Source organism: Chryseobacterium sp. TQ-BC-N36 (assembly GCF_058382295.1).
Map to the genome: position 1 here is coordinate 563,060 of NZ_CM178175.1, position 23,903 is coordinate 586,962.

At 37.0% G+C, this 23,903-nt stretch carries 20 protein-coding genes; 13 read left to right on the top strand and 7 right to left on the bottom strand.

The window, feature by feature from the left end; genetic code table 11:
• Positions 1 to 53: 53 nt before the first annotated feature.
• Positions 54 to 1,046, bottom strand: coding sequence for a type IX secretion system protein PorQ (porQ, locus tag AC3FI7_RS02460; protein ID WP_142722486.1), 993 nt, complete (start codon positions 1,044 to 1,046; stop codon positions 54 to 56).
• A gap of 167 nt (positions 1,047 to 1,213) precedes the next feature.
• On the opposite strand from porQ, the gene pyrH reads away from it, so the two are divergent.
• The gene (gene pyrH, locus AC3FI7_RS02465) at positions 1,214 to 1,921 is read left to right on the top strand and encodes a UMP kinase (RefSeq protein WP_002979821.1); all 708 of its coding nucleotides are present in this window, start codon (positions 1,214 to 1,216) and stop codon (positions 1,919 to 1,921) included.
• 137 nt (positions 1,922 to 2,058) lie between these two features.
• Here the strand turns inward: pyrH and AC3FI7_RS02470 are convergent, their stop codons facing one another.
• Positions 2,059 to 3,405, bottom strand: coding sequence for a lipase family protein (locus AC3FI7_RS02470; protein WP_491461305.1), 1,347 nt, complete (start codon positions 3,403 to 3,405; stop codon positions 2,059 to 2,061).
• Between the two features lie 440 nt (positions 3,406 to 3,845).
• Between AC3FI7_RS02470 and frr the strand changes: the two genes are divergently transcribed.
• Positions 3,846 to 4,400 carry a ribosome recycling factor gene (frr, locus tag AC3FI7_RS02475; RefSeq protein WP_142722488.1) on the top strand — a complete coding sequence of 185 codons (555 nt, stop codon included), beginning with the start codon at positions 3,846 to 3,848 and terminating at the stop codon, positions 4,398 to 4,400.
• Between the two features lie 198 nt (positions 4,401 to 4,598).
• A complete protein-coding gene (locus AC3FI7_RS02480) occupies positions 4,599 to 5,660 on the top strand; it encodes a 3-oxoacyl-ACP synthase III family protein (protein ID WP_491461306.1) in 1,062 nt (353 codons plus the stop codon).
• 259 nt (positions 5,661 to 5,919) lie between these two features.
• Here the strand turns inward: AC3FI7_RS02480 and AC3FI7_RS02485 are convergent, their stop codons facing one another.
• The 4 genes from AC3FI7_RS02485 to AC3FI7_RS02500 form a co-directional block, all read right to left on the bottom strand.
• Positions 5,920 to 6,711, bottom strand: coding sequence for a hypothetical protein (locus AC3FI7_RS02485; RefSeq protein WP_343658252.1), 792 nt, complete (start codon positions 6,709 to 6,711; stop codon positions 5,920 to 5,922).
• A gap of 131 nt (positions 6,712 to 6,842) precedes the next feature.
• Complete coding sequence (locus tag AC3FI7_RS02490) at positions 6,843 to 8,300, bottom strand: LptF/LptG family permease (RefSeq protein ID WP_142722491.1); 1,458 nt, start codon at positions 8,298 to 8,300, stop codon at positions 6,843 to 6,845.
• 110 nt (positions 8,301 to 8,410) lie between these two features.
• On the bottom strand, positions 8,411 to 9,058 hold the full coding sequence (gene lolA1 / locus AC3FI7_RS02495) for an outer membrane lipoprotein periplasmic chaperone LolA1 (protein ID WP_491461307.1): 648 nt from the start codon (positions 9,056 to 9,058) through the stop codon (positions 8,411 to 8,413).
• Positions 9,059 to 9,122: 64 nt separating this feature from the next.
• Positions 9,123 to 11,687: an FtsK/SpoIIIE family DNA translocase gene (locus tag AC3FI7_RS02500; RefSeq protein WP_142722493.1), complete on the bottom strand. Its 2,565-nt coding sequence runs from the start codon at positions 11,685 to 11,687 to the stop codon at positions 9,123 to 9,125.
• A 363-nt stretch (positions 11,688 to 12,050) separates the two neighbouring features.
• On the opposite strand from AC3FI7_RS02500, the gene AC3FI7_RS02505 reads away from it, so the two are divergent.
• The 5 genes from AC3FI7_RS02505 to AC3FI7_RS02525 all read left to right on the top strand — a co-directional run bounded on the left by AC3FI7_RS02505 (position 12,051) and on the right by AC3FI7_RS02525 (position 18,903).
• Entirely contained in the window at positions 12,051 to 12,686 is a 636-nt protein-coding gene (locus AC3FI7_RS02505; protein ID WP_491461308.1) for a cysteine hydrolase family protein, read from the top strand.
• Positions 12,687 to 12,946: 260 nt separating this feature from the next.
• Entirely contained in the window at positions 12,947 to 13,525 is a 579-nt protein-coding gene (locus AC3FI7_RS02510; protein WP_142722495.1) for a Crp/Fnr family transcriptional regulator, read from the top strand.
• Between the two features lie 270 nt (positions 13,526 to 13,795).
• Complete coding sequence (locus tag AC3FI7_RS02515; protein ID WP_491461309.1) at positions 13,796 to 17,065, top strand: cytochrome c biogenesis protein; 3,270 nt, start codon at positions 13,796 to 13,798, stop codon at positions 17,063 to 17,065.
• A 702-nt stretch (positions 17,066 to 17,767) separates the two neighbouring features.
• The gene (locus AC3FI7_RS02520; protein ID WP_491461310.1) at positions 17,768 to 18,634 is read left to right on the top strand and encodes an SPFH domain-containing protein; all 867 of its coding nucleotides are present in this window, start codon (positions 17,768 to 17,770) and stop codon (positions 18,632 to 18,634) included.
• 80 nt (positions 18,635 to 18,714) lie between these two features.
• The gene (locus AC3FI7_RS02525) at positions 18,715 to 18,903 is read left to right on the top strand and encodes a type II toxin-antitoxin system antitoxin (protein ID WP_142722498.1); all 189 of its coding nucleotides are present in this window, start codon (positions 18,715 to 18,717) and stop codon (positions 18,901 to 18,903) included.
• A gap of 188 nt (positions 18,904 to 19,091) precedes the next feature.
• Here AC3FI7_RS02525 and AC3FI7_RS02530 read toward each other — a convergent pair whose 3' ends face one another.
• On the bottom strand, positions 19,092 to 19,241 hold the full coding sequence (locus tag AC3FI7_RS02530; protein WP_047375093.1) for an FAM210 family protein: 150 nt from the start codon (positions 19,239 to 19,241) through the stop codon (positions 19,092 to 19,094).
• A 135-nt stretch (positions 19,242 to 19,376) separates the two neighbouring features.
• Between AC3FI7_RS02530 and amaB the strand changes: the two genes are divergently transcribed.
• The 5 genes from amaB (at position 19,377) to AC3FI7_RS02555 (ending at position 23,902) form a co-directional block, all read left to right on the top strand.
• Positions 19,377 to 20,927: an L-piperidine-6-carboxylate dehydrogenase gene (gene amaB, locus AC3FI7_RS02535; RefSeq protein WP_491461311.1), complete on the top strand. Its 1,551-nt coding sequence runs from the start codon at positions 19,377 to 19,379 to the stop codon at positions 20,925 to 20,927.
• 111 nt (positions 20,928 to 21,038) lie between these two features.
• Positions 21,039 to 22,364 carry an L-lysine 6-transaminase gene (lat, locus tag AC3FI7_RS02540; RefSeq protein WP_491461312.1) on the top strand — a complete coding sequence of 442 codons (1,326 nt, stop codon included), beginning with the start codon at positions 21,039 to 21,041 and terminating at the stop codon, positions 22,362 to 22,364.
• Between the two features lie 61 nt (positions 22,365 to 22,425).
• Entirely contained in the window at positions 22,426 to 22,656 is a 231-nt protein-coding gene (locus tag AC3FI7_RS02545) for a DUF2007 domain-containing protein (RefSeq protein ID WP_142722501.1), read from the top strand.
• 161 nt (positions 22,657 to 22,817) lie between these two features.
• A complete protein-coding gene (locus AC3FI7_RS02550) occupies positions 22,818 to 23,330 on the top strand; it encodes a GNAT family N-acetyltransferase (RefSeq protein WP_142722502.1) in 513 nt (170 codons plus the stop codon).
• A 116-nt stretch (positions 23,331 to 23,446) separates the two neighbouring features.
• Positions 23,447 to 23,902 carry a hypothetical protein gene (locus tag AC3FI7_RS02555; RefSeq protein ID WP_034694378.1) on the top strand — a complete coding sequence of 152 codons (456 nt, stop codon included), beginning with the start codon at positions 23,447 to 23,449 and terminating at the stop codon, positions 23,900 to 23,902.
• Position 23,903 lies beyond the last annotated feature (1 nt).

Here is a 23,903-nt window from a genome sequence, read left to right on the forward strand (position 1 = left end):
TCAAGAAGAAGTAAGAAATTTTCGGAATAATTGAGAAATTTCCTCCAGGAAGATTATTCTCCTCTGTGGCTGGAAAGGTCCATTGAGATTCCTATCTGATTGACGTTCGAAGAGTTGTGATATCTTATATGGGCATAATCAATACGGAATCTGGAAACTTTAACTCCAAATCCGGCAGAAAGCCCTGAGAAGTTTCTCTGATCTGCAACTGCAAGCTCATTTCCTCTTTTCACATTATATCCCAGTCTTATATTGAAGTTTTTTTCCGGAAACAATTCTGCACCCAAAGAAAAATGATCGGCAATCTTTCTTCCGGTACCCACTTTCTGTCCGTCCAGATTCTCTTCTGAAGAAATATCAAACTTCTGAAGGTCATGTGCCGTAACAGTGATGGCAAGAGGGAAGTTCTTGATGGTTTTGGTATATCCCAGATCTACTCTGAAAGGAAGGTTTTCTCTTGTTCCATTGAAAGATTTCAGCTGAAAGCCAAAGTTTCTCATGACCAGTGAAACAACTTCTTTGTTCTTTTTATTATGATAGGTAATTCCCGCTGTTCCTGAGATGGCGGAAGAAGTATAATTATCAATTTTTGAGGTAATAAAATTAAGGCCTCCACCAATAGTCCAGTCTTCTTCAAACTGATAGGCATATCCTGCACCAATCGCTACATCGGAAGCTTTGAATTCTCCGTTTTGGAAACCGCTTTCATCCGTTCTCGGAATACTTCCATAGCTCATATACCTTGCGTTGATAGTTGCCATATGGCCATTCTCAAAATCTTTGGCGTAAGCAATAGTTCCGTATTTTGAATCGGCAAGGTAAGCCGTTGCGTTTACAGAAAGCTGTTTGTCAGAATCTTTATTTAACAGGGCAGGGTTTGCAATAGCAAAGGAAACATCATAATCTCTTACTGAAATTGCATCACCGCCTAAAGCGGCTTGTCTTGCAGATACAGGTACATTTAAGAACGGATAAACATTTGTTCCTGTTTGCGCATAAGAAACAATTCCTGATAGAAATAATGAAAAAATGATAATTTTCTTCAATTCAATTTATAATTAATGCAAAAATAATCCTTTTTCGTACTTTTCAAAATATTTCTTACATTATTTCTATTTAAATATTTTTCTTTTATCAACATTTTTAATGATTATATTTGCAAAATCAAATTCTTGGGAAACCAGTACTAATAAAAAGTTATTAAAAATAAAAGATGAAATATAAAAGAATCCTTCTGAAACTGAGCGGTGAGGCCTTAATGGGAAACAGACAATACGGTATTGATAATGAAAGACTGCAGGAATATGCTGCTGAGATCAAAAAAGTAGTTGACAAAGGATGTGAAGTGGCCATCGTAATTGGAGGAGGAAATATTTTCCGTGGTGTTGCAGGAGCGGCAAAAGGAATGGATAGAGTGCAGGGAGATTATATGGGAATGCTGGCGACTGTCATTAATGGAATGGCTTTACAAGGAGCACTGGAAGATGCAGGAATCAAAACAAGACTTCAGTCTGCCATCGAAATGGATAAAGTAGCGGAACCATTCATCAAAAGAAGAGCGGTAAGGCACCTTGAAAAAGGAAGAGTAGTGATCTTCGGAGCAGGAACAGGAAATCCTTATTTTACTACAGATACAGCTGCGACTTTAAGAGCAATCGAAATTGGAGCTGATGTGATCTTAAAGGGAACAAGAGTAGACGGAATCTACGACAGTGATCCTGAGAAGAATGCAGACGCAGTAAAATACAATTCATTATCTTTCGATGAAGTTTTTGAAAAAAATCTTAAAGTAATGGATATGACTGCTTTTACTTTGAGTCACGAAAACAAATTGCCTATCATCGTATTTGATATGAATAAAGATGGTAATTTAGAAAAAATCGTAGATGGAGAAAATGTAGGTACATTGGTTGATTTATAATCAAACTTACCGTTAGGAATATAGAAACACCTGTCAAAGCAAAAAGCTTTGACAGGTGTTTTATTTTAGACCAGTTTTCTGGTTAATAATAATGATTACCTAATAATCTGAAAGATCTATAACAATTTCTCTATCATTTAATTGGCATTCTCATTTATCAACTGATTTTCCTCTGTCAGATAATGAGAAGAAATCCACCCGATGATCTGCTGTATTATTTTTAAGATCATCTCATCTTTTGTCACCTGGCTGACTCCCGGTACCAGCTGGGGTGGAGATTGCTGAGGAAGCGGTTGCTGTAAAATAAGACCGTTTATAGCAGGGACATGATCCGAAGCCGGGCTGCCGGAATACATGGTTACGTGCTGAAGGAACAGCTGTCGGACATAGTCATAAAGAGATTGCGGAGGAATATTAACAGGGACTGAACCATCCATTTTTTGAAGCGTTCCCGGAAGCGACTGATTCTGTACTCTTGTATAGGTTACTCCGGATTTAGAAGCTTCATCAATGGCTACTTTCTGTAATGCATTTAACGCAAAAGCGGTAAGCTTGTTCTGAGACGGTCCGTATAGATCAGCAATCAGTTCCAGATCTGCTTTTGGCCACGCATGAGGTACAACATCCAGATCATTCCAATGCATGGTGTTCCAGCTTTGATAATCGCCTGTTTGGGCCTGCCATCCGTTAGGCAGCGTAGGGAAGGTATTATTGAAAAGGCCGGCAAATGCCGCTTCTCCCGGAGTGGGGCCGGCAGTAGGATATACCAGCGTTATCCCGAAAGCATCAAGGTCTTTATTCTCTTTCAGATAAAGGGCAAGAGTAGGCGATAATGCTCCTGCAAGGCTGTGTCCGCAAAAGATAATGGCTGTATCGGGATCAGGATTTAAGCTGGAAAGGAATTGCTGTAATGTTGTTTTAGGCGAAGCGGCAGTATCCGGGCTTATGAGTCCCAGAAGTATACCTATACCAGTAGCGGTTCCTTTTGAAATATAAGGATCAGTTCCATTATAAGGTGATGGTGTAAAATCAGAAGGATCATACGTTGTCCAGTTGACCACTTCAGCCACAGAGAAGTCCTCTGTTTCCCAGTCGTAAAGTGAGGATGGATTGGTTGCTGCAATAGCTACAACATAGGTAGGTAATGTAGGGCCTCCGGGGAAAGCGACTGTATCACATTGGGCTACATACAGCGCATTGTCAGCAACTCCTGTTGGTTGGCCGTTTTCATCCGTTTCTTCTATAAGGGCAGGACCCCATACCAGGTTCCAGTTTCCCAGCAGCGGAGTGATTAAAGGATTGGGAGTTGATGGTTCTGTTTGCTTCATTGCGGCCACTGGTGGTACATTGCTGAAATAATAGGATAAGTCGTACTGAAGCTGTTGCTGCAATTGAACACCTGTACCGTTGTATCCTCCGGCGCGATTGGCAAGACCTGCCATACCAAAAACCTGTTGATAGGCGTCTAAAGATGGATTTTTCATGATGTGATTGGTTTAAAATTAGTTTTATAATGATTAAATACTGTCTTTTCTAAGACTCTCTTTTATCTCGGAGGTATTCAATGCATAACCTCCAAATTATTCCTTAAAAGAACATGGTAAAGGAAGCTATAAAAAATGATATCACCCTAAGTAGAAATAACCAAAATATCCTATAGGTATTTGTACCTGAACTCTTTCACACCAAAAAAGAATATTTATAAAAAGATTTGCTTTTGCTTCAAAGAAAAAGAGAAGCACACAAAATCCATCTGTGGAATAGCTATTATTCGAAAACAATCATTATTTTTGCAGCACTGAATAACAAAAAAATAGTTTTAAACAATAGAGAAACATGGATGTTTGCAGTGTTTTATTGTTTTTAAATAATTGGTAGTCAGACTGATTAATAGATGTGTAATTTATCAAACTATACTATAATAATGGAAGAATTAGATCTTATATTAGAATCTGTAAAACAGGACATGGACGCAGCTGTAAAGCACCTGGATCATGCATTTCAAAGAATCAGGGCAGGTCGTGCTTCTACGGCAATGGTTCAGGATGTAATGGTAGAATACTACGGGGCAATGACTCCAATCAACCAGGTTGCGAATGTTTCTGTTCCGGATGCAATGACCATTTCTATTCAGCCTTGGGACAGAACTGCAATCAATGCAATTGAAAAAGCAATCATCAATTCAAACTTAGGTTTTGCACCTTCTAACAACGGAGAAAATATCATCCTTAATGTTCCACCTTTAACTGAGGAAAGAAGAAAAGAGCTTGCAAAACAGGCAAAAGTGGAAACTGAGAATACTAAAGTAACGGTAAGAAACGCAAGACAGGATGGTTTGAAAGAACTTAAAAAACTGGAAGGAGTTTCTGAGGATGTAGTAAAAGGTGTAGAAGAAGAAATCCAGGCTTATACTGATAAATACGTTAAGCTTTGCGATGAGCATCTTAAGACAAAAGAGGCTGAAATTATGAAAGTATAATTTTCAGTTTTTTAAAATATTTTTAAAGAGGTTTTCGATGGGAAACCTCTTTTTTTGTGATTTTTTACTATGAAATTTCGCCTTTTGCAATGTAATGCATTATTGTTCTATACGATATTGTGAAGTATTTACGTTCATTCATTATATTTAATGAATTATTCCTGACATTTAATTAAAAAACAGGATACAGATATTACAATGATGACAAAAATAATCGGGGTAGGAAATTATATCCCATCGGAAACCATAACCAACTTATTTTTTGATAAACATATTTTTCTTAATGAAGAAGGAATTTTATTAAAGGAGAATAACGCTTCCATCACGGACAAGCTGAAAAAAATTACAGGTATTGAAGAAAGGAGGTATGCTGACAGTACGCAGGTTACATCGGATTTGGGACTTATTGCAGCGCGCTCAGCAATAGAGAATGCAGGAATAGACGCTGAAACACTGGATTATATCATATTTGCCCATAATTTTGGGGATGTCCGCTTCGGAACCGTGCAGTCTGATATGGTACCCAGTCTTGCGGCAAGGGTAAAACATTTATTGGGAATCAGAAACAATTTCTGTGTTGCCTATGATGTTCTTTTTGGATGTCCCGGATGGATAGAAGGAGTGATACAGGCTCATGCATTCATTAAATCAGGAATAGCAAAACGATGCCTGGTGATCGGGGCAGAAACGCTTTCCCGTGTGGTGGATATCCACGACAGAGACAGTATGATTTATGCTGATGGTGCGGGAGCAGCTGTTCTGGAAGTAAATCATGACGATGACTCAGGAATAAAATCTCATTTATCAGCTTCCTATACTCTCAATGAAAAAGACTATCTGTATTTCGGAAAATCTTATAACAATGAAAGATGCCCGGATACACGGTATATTAAAATGGACGGCAGAAAAATATATGAGTTTGCCTTAGTGAATGTTCCTGATGCCATGAAAAAATGTCTTGATAACAGTGGATATTCCATTGATCAATTAAATAAAATTATTATTCATCAGGCGAATGAAAAAATGGATGAAGCCATTGTCAGCAGGTTCTATCAGTTATATGGAAAACCGGTTCCGGAAAATATAATGCCTATGGTCATCCATAAACTTGGAAACAGTAGTGTGGCTACAATTCCTTCTTTATTGACAATGATCCTGAATGACGAACTGGAGCATCATACAATCAGAAAAAATGATATAGTGCTGTTTGCATCTGTAGGAGCCGGAATGAATATTAATGCTTTTGTATATCAGTTTTAAGGTACAAAAGAGGCTGCCTGCTATGTCTGTGTTGTCAAATGTAGAAAGACAGTCCGCTTATTTTTTACAGACACTGTACTGATCCTTTCCGGTCTTTATGATTTAATAGAGACTCATAGCTCTTAAAGAGTTCAACCGCATGAAAGAATAATAAGCGGTCCTGTTGTAACCAAAGGATCTTCATAAGGCTGGATGGTTATAAAGTACAAAAAATTAAAAGACATAGAAAAGGCTTTCCGATCGGAAAGCCTTTTGTTTTTTATTTGCAATTTTCGTTATAATCATAGATTACCTCATTGATAATTGAAAGTTTATCTACTGTTGAATTACTGATTTCATCTCTGATGAATTTTCCAAGCCCTGTTCTTTTTTTCTCCTCCTTTTTAAGGGAGCCATATTCTCCTTTTGCTATTTTTGCCTTTACATAAGGACAGTCGGCCAGGATAATTTTGGCTTTTGCCGGGGTCAGTTCTTCTACTTTTCCTCCTTTTTTAGAAAAAATATAATTTGGGTTTTCTCTTAACCGGTCTGTTTCTGCCTGGGAGATTGCCTGTGTACTGTTTGCTGAAAGTGCGGTAGGGTAACCATAAAGTTTATAAACTGTGATCTTGCCATCTGTTACTACTTCTGCAAACTGCTCTGTTCTTGAAAGGTTATTGATTGCTTTGAAGCCCGCAGCAAGTCCCGTTGTGCTTTCGGAGCTGTTTAAAGCTTCTCTCATATTGGAGTATTTAACCGATTTAAAAACCCTGGGAGTATCGCCTTCATACAGCATATATTCTTTAATATCATCTGTATCATAAGTCTTAAATTTAATTTTGTTTTTTGCTTTGTCAATATCAGCAATGGCTGCAAATTTTACTTTTAACTGATTTTGCCAGGGGCTGGAATAGCCTCCGTGTAAGTGTACGACACCTTCAATCTTTTTTCCTGCTTTATTGATGATATATCCGTATTTTTCACCATTGTAGGTTCCGTTTTCTTCCTGATCCTGAGCGTAAGTATTCAGAGAAACAAGGCTGAATAAGCCAATAAGTAGTAATTTCTTCATGGTTTTGTTTTAAATTTCAACAAATATAAATTTTTATATTTAAAATGATATAGCATTGAAGACTTTACTCCATCAACAAAAAAAGCTCCGGAAATTTTCCGAAGCTTTTACTTTTTATTCTGATACCGAAATTATTGATATCTCTGATGTTCTTTACTTTTTGAAAACCTTTTGGTGATAGGTTTGAACAGTGCTTTGTATTTTTCAGCATCAAACAGTTGCGAATCTGTAAGGGCTTTATACGTCATCCATACTCCGAAGGGAAGGAGGATAAGATTAGGAAGCCATGCTGCAAGATAAGGATTCATTTTCCCGCTCCACGACATATTTTCCACCCCAACATTCATGACATAGAAGATAATGAAGATCACAATCGCGATGATAACCGGAAGTCCCATTCCCCCTTTTCTGATGATGGAACCTAAACTGGCTCCAATCAGGAAGAAAATGATACACGTTACGGAATAGGCTACGATCCTCTGCTGATAAATAACAACCTTGCTAAAATACTTGACATTGGAACTGTATTCATTCTTTTTAGATTCCAGTGTTGATTTCAGATTGTCCAGTCTGTTGTAAGAATTGTAAATAATATCCAGTTTTTTGAATCCTTTTACAGTGTCCAGTTTTATCTGGGTTTTAGGGGCTACTTTATGCTTGTTGCCCTTGTCCATATAACTGATCACAGAATTGGTCTGGTTAAGAACCTCGGAACCGATGTTGTCAAAAAACTGTTTATTGTCTTTCTTTGTTTTGGTAATAGTACCATCCAGCTGGTTATAGGTCTGGAAACGGTAATCATCTGTAATCTGTTCTTTTTCAATCGCTTTGTTGATGATTTCACTGATGTCAAAATGGGAGACCAATGTGTCAAATTTAATAGCCTGGTCAGGCTGTTTCTGTCTTACATTATCACCTTTTCCTGCAAAAGCGTCTTCAAATACGTATCCGTTATAGAGTACAAGCTTCAGGAAATTTTTATTGGCTGCCGGAACAAATTTCCCTTTTTCCGCAACTACAGACTGCTGATTTTCGTAAGCATTGGCTTTTTTATGGACAAAAACTCCCTCAATATTTTCTCCGTTTTCTCCATATATTTTGTCAAATTTCACCATGTAACCAGGAATCTGGTCGATAAACTGTCCGGGAGTAAAGTTGATGGCCGGCTTTGTCTGGGCAATGTTGAAAAGCATGTTTTTAGCTTTTTTCTGAAAATCCGGTATGATATTGTTGGAGAAGAAAAACAGCATAATGGCAAGAGCTGTTGAAATTCCTAGAAGAGGAGTCATTACTCTGGTCAAAGGAATTCCTGCGGCTTTCATTGCTGCAAGCTCATAGCGCTCTCCAAATTCACCGAATGACATGATGCTGGCAAGAAGTATCGTAAGGGGGAGAACCATACTGATAACGTTTACCCCAAGGTAAAAAAGAAGTTTGAGGATTTGCCAGTAGCTTAATCCTTTTCCCATAAACTGCCCCAACTGAACCCAGATAATGTTTACAATAAAAATGAAAAACAATACGCTGAATATAAAGAAAAACGGTCCAAAGAAGGTTTTTATGATATATCGGTCTAGTATTTTTAACATGCGCCAAAATTAATCAAAAAGCCACAAAGTTTACTTGTGGCTTTTTATATTTTGTTATTTTTTTAACGTAAAAAGTAAATTTGCCTGTTTGCGAATTCGCTTTCAGCTTTTTAAAGTTCTGTAATCATGTAGTTTTTAAACTTATTCTTGTCAAAAACAAACATATTGGGATCCAGATCCTGGTTTTCTTTGTATTCTTTGATCGCAATTACCGCTACATCCTTGTTGTTTCCGTGCTGCTCCAGTTTTACCATTTGTTTTTTCGCAGAATCTACAAAAAGATAGACATACTTTATTCCGTTAGCTTTTACCGGCGTCAGTTTAATGAAATCAGAATTAACGCCATTAACCATTTTTTTACCGTTATAGGTTACATTATAATCATTTCTATAGGTGGTAAGATAGTTGATAGGGGAGAACATAGTGCTGCTTCCGTTAGGTTTGGCAATAGTTACTTCCATATCATCAGCGTTGATATTGTAAATTTTGTTTCCATCAAAGATCTGCTCTGTATCCATGATCTTCAGTTTGTACTTTTCCCCGGCAACATAATAAATACCAGGTTCTGTTTTTGTCACCTGTCCGTTAAGACCGCTTCCAAAAGAAAATTTGAAGTAAGAATTCTTTTTAGAATTATAGTTGGCTGTAATATCATCCAATATCTTTTTAGCTTTGGCATCAATTTTCTGAGCATTAGCCATACCTACTGCACCTACAACAAAACTTCCCAATATAACTTTTGAAATAATATTTTTCATTTTCTTAATTTAATAATCGTTAGATTTTCTTTAATTCTTAAGGTTAAAACGATGTGTTTTTCCTTTAACTACGCAGATCTTCCAAAAACTGTTCCAAAGAATGAAGATCACTGATCAAAACCTCTCTTGCTTTAGCACCATTGAATCCTCCCACAATACCACTTGCTTCCAGCTGATCCATAATTCTTCCGGCTCTGTTATAGCCCAGTTTCAATTGTCTCTGAAGCATTGAAGTAGATCCCTGCTGGGTAGAAACGATTATTCTTGCAGCTTCCTCAAATAAAGCATCTTTTTCGTTCGGGTCAAAAGCACCTACTGTACTTGTTGAATCTTCAGAAACGTATTCAGGAAGTAATAATGCTGAAGAATATCCTTTTTGTTCTCCGATAAACTCTGCCAGTCTTTCTACTTCCGGAGTATCTACAAAAGCACACTGAAGTCTTAAGATCTCGTTTCCGTTGAAATAAAGCATGTCACCTTTACCAATCAGCTGATCCGCTCCCGGAGAGTCAAGAATCGTTCTGGAGTCCACACTTGATATTACTCTGAAGGCTGCTCTCGCAGGGAAATTGGCCTTGATCATACCTGTAATTACATTTACAGAAGGTCTTTGTGTGGCAACAATAAGGTGAATACCTACGGCTCTGGCAAGCTGTGCAAGTCTCGCAATGGGTAGTTCAACTTCTTTTCCTGCGGTCATAATCAAATCTGCAAACTCGTCCACTACCAATACGATATATGGTAAATAACGGTGTCCGTTTTCAGGGTTTAATTTTCTTTCTGCAAATTTCTTATTATATTCTTTCAGGTTTTTACAGAAAGCATTTTTAAGAAGATCATATCGGGTATCCATTTCAATACATAGGGAATTCAGTGTATTGATTACTTTGTTGGTGTCTGTAATGATTGCTTCTTCCGCATCAGGAAGTTTGGCCAGATAGTGTCTTTCAATTTTTGAATACAGTGAAAGTTCTACTTTTTTAGGGTCCACCATCACGAACTTCAGTTCACTTGGGTGTTTTTTATAAAGAAGGGAAGTAAGAATAGCATTAATCCCTACAGATTTACCCTGACCCGTTGCTCCCGCCATCAGTAAGTGTGGCATTTTGGAAAGGTCAGCCATGAAAATTTCATTGGAAATGGTCTTACCAAAAACCACCGGAAGATCCATATCTGTATTCTGGAACTTCTGGGAAGCAATTACAGAACGCATAGAAACCATTGTAGGATTTTTTCTTGGTACTTCAATACCGATTGTCCCTTTTCCAGGCATTGGAGCAATAATTCTGATCCCTAATGCGGAAAGATTCAGTGCAATATCGTCCTGGAGCTTTTTAATGGCTGCTACCCTGATTCCTGCTTCAGGAACAATTTCGTACAGCGTAACTGTAGGACCGATGGTTGCTTTGATCTCTGCAATTCCAACATTGAAGTTCTTCAGAAGGCCGACAATCTTGTTTTTATTTTCTTCCAGTTCTTCCTTATTGATGGAAATTTCTTCACTGCCATAATCTTTCAATAATTCTACCGGTGGCATCTGGAAATTAGCCAGATCCAGTTTATGGTCATATAGGCCGTGTTTTTCTACCAGTTCCTGGGATTTTCTGTCAGGATCATCCAGAACATCAATAACAGGCGCTATTTCTACATTAAATTTAATATCTTCCTGTGTGGAGGAACCTGCAACAGAAGAAGGAGCAGCAGGTCTGATATCAAATGCTTCCTCCGGACTCGAAACCGGAATAATGGGCTTTGTCGAAAGATTTAAGCTTACCGGTTGGGAAACTTCTTTTGGCTCAGATTCAAAAGAAGTGTGGTTGGGTGTAGTGATGGTTTCGATATCATTGGAGACCGGAACTTCAGGGAATCCTTTCGGAATATTTACAGGTTCTGGTTCTTTGATTGTATTATCAGAAGGTTGGTTGGTAATATCACTTACCGTTACTCTGGAGGGTACTTCTTCTGTTTCCTCTTCCTCTTCTTTCAATTCTTCATCTGCTTCGAAGTCCTCATCAGAGTCAGGAATCATAGATTTCACTTTCCCAATAGTATTTTCATTGATCTTATTCAGTTTCGCTTTGATAGAACTTGGGCGAAGATTAAATTCAAGAATAAAGTATAAAAGGATACTTGCAGCCAGGACTGTCCATAAACCCACTGCTCCGATAATAGAGTTAAGATAGTCCATGATCTGATAACCATAAACTCCTCCTAAAACTCCTTGTCCTTTTGTAAGGGCTCCCATAAAAATAGGAAGCCAGCAGATAAAAAATAAGGAATGGCCAATGGTTTTCCACGGTTTGAAAATCTTTTTCTTAAGAATCAGTGTTCCTACGACAAGCAATAGAAATGCGATGATAAATGAAGCTATACCAATACTCTCAAAGATGAAAATATTTCCCAGCCAATCACCTACCTTACCAAAGATATTTGAAGATTTTATACTCTTGTCCAGCATGGTTCCTGCCTGGCTTTGATCTGCTTTCCAGTTCATCAGATAAGAGATGAATGAAAATGCAAGAACAGCTGATAAAAGTATAAAAGTAAGCCCGAAAAAAATACGTGGCTTAGATAAAATTCTGCCTTTCTCAGGCGTTTCAGTCGGTTTTTTTTGTGTCTTTTTATCCATAATATCAATGTCGCAAATTTAATGTTTTATTCAACACTAAATGAATCTTTTTTATCCAAAAAATATTTTGGTAATCCCGCTTTTATAAAGGGTATTTAAAATTTTTACTTTAAAATTATTTTCTTTTATGACAGAATAAAATAAGCTTATTTTTTGCTTATCCAAATCTGATACCGTTCAATTATATTAACTGATTATTATTTGTTTTTATTAAAAAAAGATAATAAAATTTTCGATTTAAATAAGCAGAGATGAAAAAAAAATAACAGTATTGGAGATTATTATTGACCCAAATTGTTTTTTGAACTAGTTCAAAGGTAAGAAGTTGATGCCTCAGTAATTTTGTCTCATAAAATTTCACATATGAAAAATACTTTCAAAATTATTCTGACCTCAGGTCTGATCTTAATTTCAATTACAATGAACGCACAAAAACAAAAAATGGAAAACACGGCATTATTAATTATCGATGTACAAAATGATTATTTCCCGGAAGGGAAAATGACTCTGGAAAAAGCTGAACAGGCCGCACAAAATATCCTGAAAGTTTTAGAGTATTTCAGGGAAAATAATCTTCCTGTCATTCATATCCAGCATATCTCTACCAATGAAGGAGCTGCTTTTTTCCTTCCGGATACAGATGGAGTTAAAATCAATCATTTGGTTTTACCGATGGAAGATGAAAAAATTATTGTTAAGCATTTTCCCAACAGTTTCAGAGAGACTGATCTTTTGAGTTTCCTTCAATCAAAGAAAATCAAAAACCTTGTGATGACAGGAATGATGACCGATATTTGTGTGGAGGCAACAACAAGAGCTGCCTTTGATTTCGGGTTTATTAATACCATTGTCGGAGATGCTACTGCAACCAGAAACCGTGAGCTGAATGGAGAAGTGGTAAAAGCAGCAGATGTACAAAAGTCTTTTCTGGCTGGGATATCTGCTCTTGGGAATCTCTATGCCAATGTAATGAATACAAATGAATTTTTAAGCAAGTAGGCTTCTTTGGATACGCAAGGTCGCAAAATGATATTAAAAATTGTTTGTCTCTGATAAAAATTTAAAACAGGTTATCTTGCTGAAAATCTTCGATTTTCTTGCGTCTTAAAATAAACAATATGTTATGATAAAACTTTGCGTCTTTGCGTTTACCCAACAAAAATTGAAGTTCTATTGCTTACATAAAAAACAACTTAACATCACTTAATTCAATAAAGGTGTCAATAATTTTGATATCTTTATTTTGCTTAAATTACAGAATGTCTGATCTGCTCTATAAAAATATCAGTAACTATGTAAATCTTTCCCAGGAGGATTTCAACCAGTTTACAAAGCCTTTTGAATACAGAAAGTTTAAAAAGAAAGAAATCGTTCTCAAAGAAGGCGACTATTGTAATTTTGAAGGATTTGTTTTGACTGGTTGCTTCAAAATCTATTACCTGAATGAAAGCGGATTTGAGCAAACCTTATATTTTGCAGTTGAAGGCTGGTGGATTACAGATATTGACAGTCTTATCAATAACGCTCCCAGTATTCTGAGCATTGAAGCCCTTGAAGACAGTGAAGTGTTGATGATTTCTAAAAAAGATAAAGAACACCTGTACGAAACAATGCCACAGATAGAAAAACTGTTCAGAATTATGAATCAAAAATCTTCGGTAGCACTGCAAAGGAGGATTCTTTCCTTAACGGGCAAAACAGCGGATAAGCGTTATCTTGAATTTCTTGAAAAGTATCCCGGATTAGAACAGAGAATTACCCAGCAGCAGGTCGCTTCGTATCTTGGTATCACCCACGAGTTTTTAAGTAAAATCAGAAAGAAATTGTTGATTGGGTAAGTGGATTGATTTTTTATATTTCTATTTCAACTGTAGATCAGTTTTTTATGGAATTTTATTTGATTTTCAAATAGAAGAGTTCAATCACTGAAATAGTTTTTATGAATCTATATTTTTTTAGAATTAAAAATTGAATTTTTCCTAATGCTTTCAAGCTTATTAAGAATGCTTCAAAATAAGCAAAACAAGGGCCAAAGTGACAAAAAACAGCTTTTTTTAAGCTCTTTATGGTTTATCATGCTTATTTTTGCATGTCAAGTACAATAAATCATGAAGAAGCTCCAAGATATTCTTATCTCAACCAGGACAATGGCTGTATTGTTGCTGGTGTACGCATTTGCGATGGCTTATGCAACGTTCTTAGAAAACGACTACGGAACTCCTACAGCAAAAGCATTAATTTATGAGGCCAAATGGTTCGAACTGATCATGGTCCTGCTTATTCTTAACTTCATAGGAAATATCGGAAGATACAGACTTTGGAAAAAGGATAAATGGCCGGTTCTTGTTTTCCACCTTGCCTTTGTTTTTATTTTTATCGGGGGTGCTATCACAAGATACATCAGTTTCGAAGGAACCATGCACATCAGAGAAGGCGAAACTTCCAACGAAATTGTAACGGATAAAAATTTCTTTAAAATTCAGATTGAAGAAAAAGGAGATGTTCTTAATTATCAGGATGTTCCTTATCTGATGTCTCCACTTCACAAAGATTTCCAGGCGACCTATGACTTCCATGGAAAAGAAGTGAAAGTGTTCGCAAAAGAATACATTCAAAGAAAAAAAGACAGTCTTGTCGCTGAGCCAAACGGTACAGAGTATCTTCATTTGGTTTCTACCGGAAACACCGGAAGACAAAATATTTACATCAAACCGGGGGAGACAAAATCGATCAACGGAACTTTGGTGACCTTCAACAGGGCGATTGACGGAGCTGTAGAATTCAAAAATGAAGGAGGGAAATTGTTCATCAAAACACCTGTAGATGCAAGTTACATGACCATGGCTACCCAGGCAACAGGAACTACTGTAAAAAATGAATTCCAGCCGTTGGCATTAAGAAGTTTATATACCATCAATGAACTGAAGCTTGTCGTTCCTGAAGGTCTTAAAAAAGGAAGACTGATGGCTATTGAAGGTGACAGAAAGAAAGATGCCAATGTACCGGATATGCTTCAGGTTGAGCTTCAGGGTCCAAAAACAAAGCAGCTGGTAGATCTTTCTGTTGAAAAAGGAAACCCAAATGCCTACAAGCAGGTAACTATGGACGGTTTAAACATTATGGTAGGTTTCGGGCCTAAAGTATACAACACACCTTTTGCATTAAAATTGGATGACTTCGTAATGGAAACGTATCCGGGAAGTTCGTCTCCAAGTGCTTATGAAAGTCATGTGAAAATCATTGATGAAGGTAAAGAAACTCCTTATAAAATCTATATGAACCACGTTCTTAACCACAAAGGATACCGTTTTTTCCAGTCGAGCTTTGACCCGGACAGAATGGGAACTGTTCTTTCTGTGAACCACGATTATTGGGGAACTTTAATTTCTTATATCGGGTACGGACTTTTATTCTTAGGAATGTTTGTGATCTTCTTCTGGAAAGGAACGCACTTCTGGAAATTAAATAAAATGCTGACTGATGTTAACAAAAAGAAAGCAGCAGGTATACTTTTACTGTTCTTAAGCTTAGGATTAAATGCTCAGAAAATCGAAACTCACGGAACAACAGATGGAAGCAGGGAACATATCCATGTAGAAGGTGACAACCATGCTCATGCTCCGTCTCCGTCTGCGCAGCCTCTTGATGGTGCTGCTCCAAAGCAGAACTCTCTGGCAACTCCAATGGGGAAAATGAGATCTATTTCTCCGGACGAAATTATTGCAAGAAACAAAATCAGTAAAGAACATGCTGATAAATTCGGATATCTTTTAGTTCAGAACTTCGAAGGAAGAATTATTCCAATAAACACACAGGCTTTAGAGGTTTTAAGAAAACTTTACAAGCACGACAGTTTCAAAGGAACAGACGGAAAATCTCTGACTGCTAACCAATGGTTTCTTTCTATTAATACAGATACGCCAAGCTGGACAATGGTTCCGATGATTAAAATTGGGCCAAAAGGAGGTGATGAGCTGAAAAATAAAACAAAAGCTGATGAAGATGGTTACACTTCTTTAATGAACCTTTTCCCGGCAGATGCTAACGGTAATTTGACTTATATTCTGGAACATGATTATAATACTGCATTCCGTAAAAAACCTGCTGAGCAAACAAACTATGATAAAGAAGTCATTGCTGTAAACGAAAGAGTACAGATTTTCAATGAGTTCTTCAGCGGTCAGTTTATGAGAATTGTTCCTGTAAAGAACGATGCTAACCACACATGGCATTCATGGCTGGATCAGAAATTTGAACCGGATATGGAGTCTCAACAGGTAATGGGTCCTTATTTTGCAGAAGCTCTTACAGCACAAAAAACAGGAGATTGGAGCAAAGCAGATAAAGAATTGGCAAAGCTTTCAGACTACCAGCAGAAATGGGGGAAAGCAGTGGTTCCTACAAAATCTAAAGTTGATCTTGAGGTTTTTATGAATAAAGCAGATATCAATTTCAAATTATTGATTTTCTATACGCTTGTCGGAGGACTTCTTCTGATCTTAGGATTTGTTGAATTATTCAAGCCAAATAAAGTTTTAAACAAGGTAATTAAAGTAATCATTGCGATTGGTTTAATCGGATATCTGTGCCATTTCTTAGGACTTGTGGCAAGATGGTATATCTCAGGACACGCTCCATGGAGTAACGGGTATGAAGCGATTATCTTTATCTCTTGGGTAGGTATTACAGCAGGTTTGATCCTGTATCGAAATGCCAATGCTTTAATCCCGGCAGCGGGATTCATGGTAGCGGTTATCATGATGGGATTTGCGCACGGAGGTTCTGCTCTTGACCCACAGATCACACCGTTAGTTCCTGTATTGAAGTCTTACTGGTTAATTGTTCACGTAGCCATTATTACCTCCAGTTACGGATTCTTTGCGCTTTCAATGATCATTGCCGTGCTTTCCCTTGTATTCTATATTATTTCCAATAAAGAGACGTATAAAATCCACCACGATACGACATTGAAAGAATTGGTGATTGTTTCTGAAATGTCACTAACGATAGGTTTGTTTGCATTAACAGTAGGAAACTTCTTAGGAGGGATCTGGGCCAATGAATCGTGGGGCAGATACTGGAGCTGGGACCCGAAAGAAACCTGGGCTTTCATTTCCATTATGGTATATGCATTTGTACTGCACATGAGATTAGTGCCAGGATTAAGAAGCAGATGGGCATTCCATGTAGCAACGATGTTTGCATTCTGCTCAATGGTAATGACATACTTTGGAGTAAATTACTACTTAAGCGGACTTCACTCCTACGCAGCGGGTGATCCTGTTCCTGTGCCTGCTTGGGTATACATAGGAATCTCAACCATGATCATTTTATCAGCTGTTTCTTACTGGAAGTTTAAAACTTTAACGAAGAAATAAAATACTGAACCTATAAATTGAAATCCCGGAATTCACTTTCCGGGATTTTTTTGTTCATAATGTTCCCGGCTTTAAGATGATTAGTTATAAACGCTAAGTTCGCAATAGCATGTATTGTGATGAAATATCGTTCGCAAAGACGTTTCACTCAGCAAAAGAAGGAGGTGTTTTTAGTTAAGCTGGAAGTTTGTAAAATGTAAAGTGCTTGTGTTTTTTTTTAACGCTAATGTTCGCAATGATTTTATGATGATAGATATCGTTCGCAAAGGCGTTTCACTCAGCAAAGAAATAGTAGTCTTAGCTAAACGAAGTGGCTTTGCGAACAAAAATATGATGTATCCCAATAAAATTAACCTCGTGATCCTTGCATTAAATTAAATACTGAGAATCTCGAATTCTAACGCCAAGATTCGCAATGATTTTATGATGATAGATATCGTTCGCTAGGGCGTTTCACTCAGCAAAGAAATAGTAGTCTTAGCTAAACGAAGTGGCTTTGCGAACAAAAATATAATGCATCCTAATAGATTAACCTCGCGAACTTTGCGTTATCTAAAATACCCGAATCCTATTCCGCACCTCGCAATCCCGAACCCCGAACCCCAAACCTCGCAACTCAAAAAAATCAAAATTTATCATTCATAATTCAAAATTCATTACTATCTTTATGATATCAAAATAATATCAAAATAAAATTATATCATGGAAAAAACATTAAAACCCATGTCGGGCTATCTTACACTGGTTATCTGCCTTGCCTTGTTTGCCGCGGCTGTCTATTTCTTTATTAGCGGAGTAGATCAAAGTATAGCCTATGTTGTTATCTCAATGCTTTGCTTTCTTCTGTCATGCTTTTTCTTAAAAGGCTTAATGATTATTCAGCCTAACCATTCGAGGGTACTGAACTTCTTTGGAAAATATGTCGGAAGTGTAAAAGAGAACGGATTATTCTTTATCAATCCCTTGTATTCGTCACAGAAAATTTCCTTACGTTCGGAAAACTTACAGGGACAGACCCTGAAGGTAAATGATAAAATGGGTAACCCTATTGAAATTGCTGTGGTTATCGTATGGAAAGTAGGAGATACTTACAAAGCTGCTTTTGATGTAGAGCGCTATTCTGACTTTGTAAAAATGCAGAGTGAGGCAGCTGTTCGACATTTGGCGATGAGCTTTCCGTATGATAATTTAGAAGATGATCATGCTCCGATTACCTTGAGAGAAGGAGGTGATAAAATCAATTCTATTTTGGAGCAGGAGCTTACAGACCGCTTGTCTAAGGCTGGTATTGTGATCCAGGAAGCGAGAATATCACACCTGGCCTATGCTTCAGAGATTGCAGGGGCAATGCTTCAGAGACAACAGGCTACTGCGATTGTTGCTGCAAGAACCAAAATTGTAGAAGGTGCGGTAGGAATGGTAGACCTTGCATTGAAAAAACTATCCGAAGAAAATATCGTTGATCTTGATGATGAAAGAAAAGCGGCAATGGTAAGCAATTTAATGGTGGTTCTTTGCGGTGAAAAAGCGGCAACTCCTATATTAAATGCTGGAACACTTTACAATTAAGAAGTAAAATTTAACGGTTAAAATTAAGTGCAGAGATCTTCTACACTGATAGTCGGAAATAATGTTAGAGAATTTAGAAAATGAAATCAGAAAAAGCTCAGAACTCTTCGGAAAACAAAGGCAAAAAATCCTTTGTCATAAGGATAGATGAGTCTACATATAAACTCCTGGAAAGGTGGGCCAATGATGAATTCAGAAGTGTGAACGGACAGATAGAATACCTGCTGCATCAAAGCCTTATCAATTCAGGGAGAAAGAAAAAAGAATAGTTTAAAAGGAAGAATCAGGAAAAAGAATAATCTTTTTGGGGAATATTTTTACTGAAATCTATGATATCCTCTTTTTTTTAAATTACAGAAAACATAAAAAAGACCACTTTTTTTAGCTTTTCAATAAAGAAATAACAATTCACTTAACCTTATACCAAAAAGAAAGCAGAGAAAATTTCTCTGCTTTTTTATTTTATACAACTCTGAAGACTGTCTGCTCCAACGTAGAATATGACGAGCCAAATCAAGCCTTTAATGGTAAAGAAAGCTAATCCAGCCCATCCCACACGCTTGAACCACTTTTTAAGCTTTGAGTTATTTTCTTGTGAATTTTCCATTGGTGATTATCAAAATGATTACTCTACAAAGATAAGCATGTTTATAATTAGTCCAAATAAAAAGCATAATAAAAATTAAAGTTTTGAGGTTCACATAATATTTTTATCTTTAGAGAGAACGAAAAGTAAGATTTTATGTCAAAAAAAGTAAAGGATTTCGGAATCGAAAAAACACTTAAAAACCTTGGTATTAAAGAAGAGAACAAAGGGACTTCAGTGGGCGGGAAATATTTCGCTTCAGGAAAGGTGATAGAAAGCATTTCTCCTGTGGATGGAAAGCTGATCGCTAAAGTAAAAACTTCCGGAGAAAGTGATTATGACAAAGTAATTGAAACTGCTCAGAAAGCATTTCAGGAATTCAGGCTGATTCCGGCTCCCAAAAGAGGAGAAATCGTAAGACAGCTGGGCTTAAAATTAAGAAAATATAAAGAAGATCTTGGGAAACTTGTTTCTTATGAAATGGGTAAATCATTACAGGAAGGGCTTGGAGAAGTTCAGGAAATGATTGATATCTGTGATTTTGCTGTAGGACTTTCAAGACAGCTTCAGGGATATACGATGCACTCTGAAAGACCGGGCCACAGAATGTATGAGCAATACCACCCGCTTGGAGTAGTAGGAATTATTACGGCATTCAACTTTCCGGTAGCCGTATGGTCATGGAATACAGCATTGGCATGGATCTGTGGCAACGTTACCATCTGGAAGCCATCTGAAAAAACACCGCTTTGTGCTATTGCATGCCAGAATATCATGAATGAAGTTTTAAAGGAAAATAACCTTCCGGAAGGAATTTCAAGCGTATTGGTATCAGACCACGAAATCGGACAGAAGTTAGTAGATGATAAAAGAGTTGCCCTTGTTTCTTTCACAGGATCTACAAGAGTGGGAAGAATGGTTTCTTCTAAAGTAGCAGAAAGATTCGGAAAGTCTATTCTTGAATTAGGAGGAAACAATGCGATTATCATTACAAAAGAAGCAGATATCGACATGTCGATCATCGGAGCTGTTTTTGGAGCGGTAGGAACTGCAGGACAGAGATGTACTTCAACAAGAAGACTGATTATCCATGAAAGTGTATATGACGAAGTAAAAACAAGACTGGCGAAAGCTTATGGTCAGCTGAAAATCGGAAACCCGTTGGATGAAACCAATCATGTAGGACCGCTAATTGATACTGATGCTGTAAATCAGTACGAAGCTGCCATCAAGAAATGTAAAAAAGAAGGTGGAAAATTTGTTGTAGAAGGCGGAGTATTATCTGGAAAAGATTACGAATCCGGATGCTATGTGAAGCCTTGCGTTGCCGAAGTAAAGAATTCTTATGAGATCGTTCAGCACGAAACTTTTGCGCCTATCCTATATCTGATTAAGTACAAAACATTAGAAGAGGCTATCGCTATCCAGAATGATGTTCCCCAAGGATTATCTTCTGCGATTATGACTCAGAATTTAAGAGAAGCGGAACTGTTCCTTTCTCATGCCGGTTCAGACTGTGGTATTGCCAACGTTAATATCGGAACTTCCGGTGCGGAAATCGGTGGTGCTTTTGGTGGAGAAAAAGAAACCGGAGGAGGAAGAGAGTCTGGTTCTGATGCCTGGAAGTACTATATGAGAAGACAAACCAATACTATAAATTACACTGCTCAACTTCCTTTAGCACAAGGAATTAAATTTGATTTATAAAAGCTTTACTTAAAGCATTCAAAAACATAAAACTTAATAACCTGAATGATTAAATGCTTCATTCTTCGGATCATTTAATCATTCACTTATTAAATCACACTACAATTTATTATGGAACAAACACTAGATATAAAAGCAAATAAAGTAAAAGAAACGGTAGGAAGACATGTGCTGGCCGACGGTTTCGATTTTGTGATGGATATAGAAAAATCACACGGTTCATGGCTTTATGATAAACTTACAGACAGAGAATACCTGGATATGTTCTCTATGTTTGCCTCTGCTTCCATCGGATACAACCACCCTTATCTCGTAGAAAGATCAGAATGGCTGGGAAGAATGGCGGTGAACAAACCTACTTTGGCTGACGTTTATTCAGAAGAATACGCCCATTTCCTTGAAGTATTTGAAAGAGTAGTTATTCCTGAAGAGCTGCAGTATGCTTTCTTTATCGAAGGCGGAACGCTGGGGGTTGAAAATGCAATGAAGGCATGTTTCGACTGGAAAACCCGCAAAAATTTTGCAAAAGGATTAGACACTGAAGCAGGAATCTGCATCCACTTCAAACAGGCTTTCCATGGAAGAAGCGGTTATACTTTAAGTTTAACAAACACTTCTGATCCCAGAAAATATCAATATTTCCCGATGTTCAACTGGCCGAGAATTTTAAATCCAAAATTGAAATTCCCGATTACAGAAGACAACCTTGAGGAAACCATCAAAAACGAAAACCTTGCTTTGCTTCAGATTGAAGAGGCTATCCTGATGCACCCCGATAAAGTGGCTTGTATCATTATAGAACCTATTCAGGCTGAAGGCGGTGACAATCATTTCAGAGACGAATTCTTATTGGGATTAAGAAGAATCTGTGATGACAACGAAATCTTACTTATTTTTGATGAAGTTCAGACAGGTATCGCTATTACCGGAAAAATGTGGGCATTCCAGCATTTTACAGCAAAACCGGACATTATTTCTTTCGGGAAAAAAGCGCAGGTTTGTGGGGTACTGGCCAATAAAGAAAAGTTTGATCAGGTTCCGAACAATGTTTTCAGAGAAAGTTCAAGAATCAACTCTACATTCGGAGGGAATTTTATTGATATGCTCCGTTTTCAGCTGGTAATGGAAGTGATCGAAAAAGAAAACCTTGTGGAGAATGCAAGAATAGTTGGAGACTTTTTATTGGAAAGTTTAAAAGCTCTTGCTGAAAAGTATCCTGAGAAAATTTCAAATGCAAGAGGAAGAGGACTGATGTGTGCGATCGATCTTCCAACTGCAGAACAGAGAAACCACCTGATGAACGAGCTTTTCAATGATGGATTGATCATTCTTCCATGCGGGGACCAGTCTCTTCGTTTCAGACCTCATTTGAATGTTTCCCAAGAGGAAATTCAATTGGCTTTAACCAAAATTGAAAATAATATTAATAAAATTTAAAACAGGGGATTTGTAATTTTAAAAAAAACGTCGTATATTTAGATACTCAAACAATTAGAATATGGAAAGAAGTACGAGAGTATCAGTTTATGAAAGTGATAACCCTTCAGAAATTCAGTTGGTTAAGTCTAAATTGGATGACGCGCAGATTACAAACACCGTTGAAAATAACTATCTTACATTTACCACAACGCCAACAGCAACTTCGCTGAAGGTAATGGTAGATCTGGAAGAAGAAAAAAGAGCATTTGAAATTATTGATGCTTACCTTCAACAAAGTGAAAATCAATAAACAATTTCATAATTTTAAATTTTACTACTTCGAACCGAAAATTAATTTTAATTAGTTTTCGGTTTTTTAATTCAATAAAACCTTAAAAGATAAACATTTCAAAGATTGAAGGATAGTTCTTCTGAGTTTAAATCATTCAATCTTTTAATCAAATTTACAGTATGAATCCAGAGATTAAACTAAGACAAGCGAAAATTGAAGACAGGGACATTATTTGGGAAATCATTCAGCAATCTATTGAAAGGAGGAGACAGGACGGAAGTACTCAATGGCAGAACGGATATCCAAATCTTGGAACCGTAGAAAGTGATATTGCCAAAGGATTCGGACATGTTTTGACGGTTGATGGACAGATTGCTGTGTACGCAGCCCTGATTTTGAATGATGAGCCTGCATACAGCACCATTGAAGGAGCATGGTTGAGCGATGGAGAATTTGTAGTAGTTCACAGAGTGGCCGTAGATGAAAAATTTGCAGGACAGGGTATGGTAAAAAAGCTTTTTGATCATATCGAAGAATTTACCAGATCCCATGGCATTCAGAGTATTAAGGTAGATACCAACCATGACAATATCGCTATGTTAAAAATCCTTGAAGGCAGAGGATATTCTTATTGCGGAGAGGTTCTTTTGAGAGACGGGATGAGAAAAGCATTTGAGAAGATTATAATTTAAGTAAAAAGTTAAATCAACTTTCATTGAATTTTTAAAACAGCCTGTATTTATAAACTCTATCAGGTTTGTTCGTTTAGTTCTGAACTAATTTTTACTTTTGTTCAAATTTTTATATTATGCACCAAAGTATAGAAATTGATGAGAAAATTTTTCAGGATGCCGTAAAATTCTATGGCACCGTGTTCAGCCTACCCCCTTTAGCATCGAAAATTTATTCCTACCTTCTTTTTGACTATGAGAAAGTAGGAATTACTTTTGACGAGTTTGTTGAAGTACTTTCTGCAAGTAAAAGCTCTGTTTCTACCAGTATCTCATTACTGCTCAATGCACAGCTTATTGTAGATCATAATAAGATGGATGAACGGAAACGGTACTTTTTCATCAATGATGAATACAAAAAAATACGATTCGAAAAAATTGTCCAGAAAATGCAGGACGAATTAAGACTATTAGATGATTTAAACAATTTTAAAAAAAGTAAAGACGATGGATACAATGAAAGAATAGAAGTTTACAAAGCACTCTTAAATAAAAACATAGAAAATATTCAGGAATCTCTTAATAAACTATAAA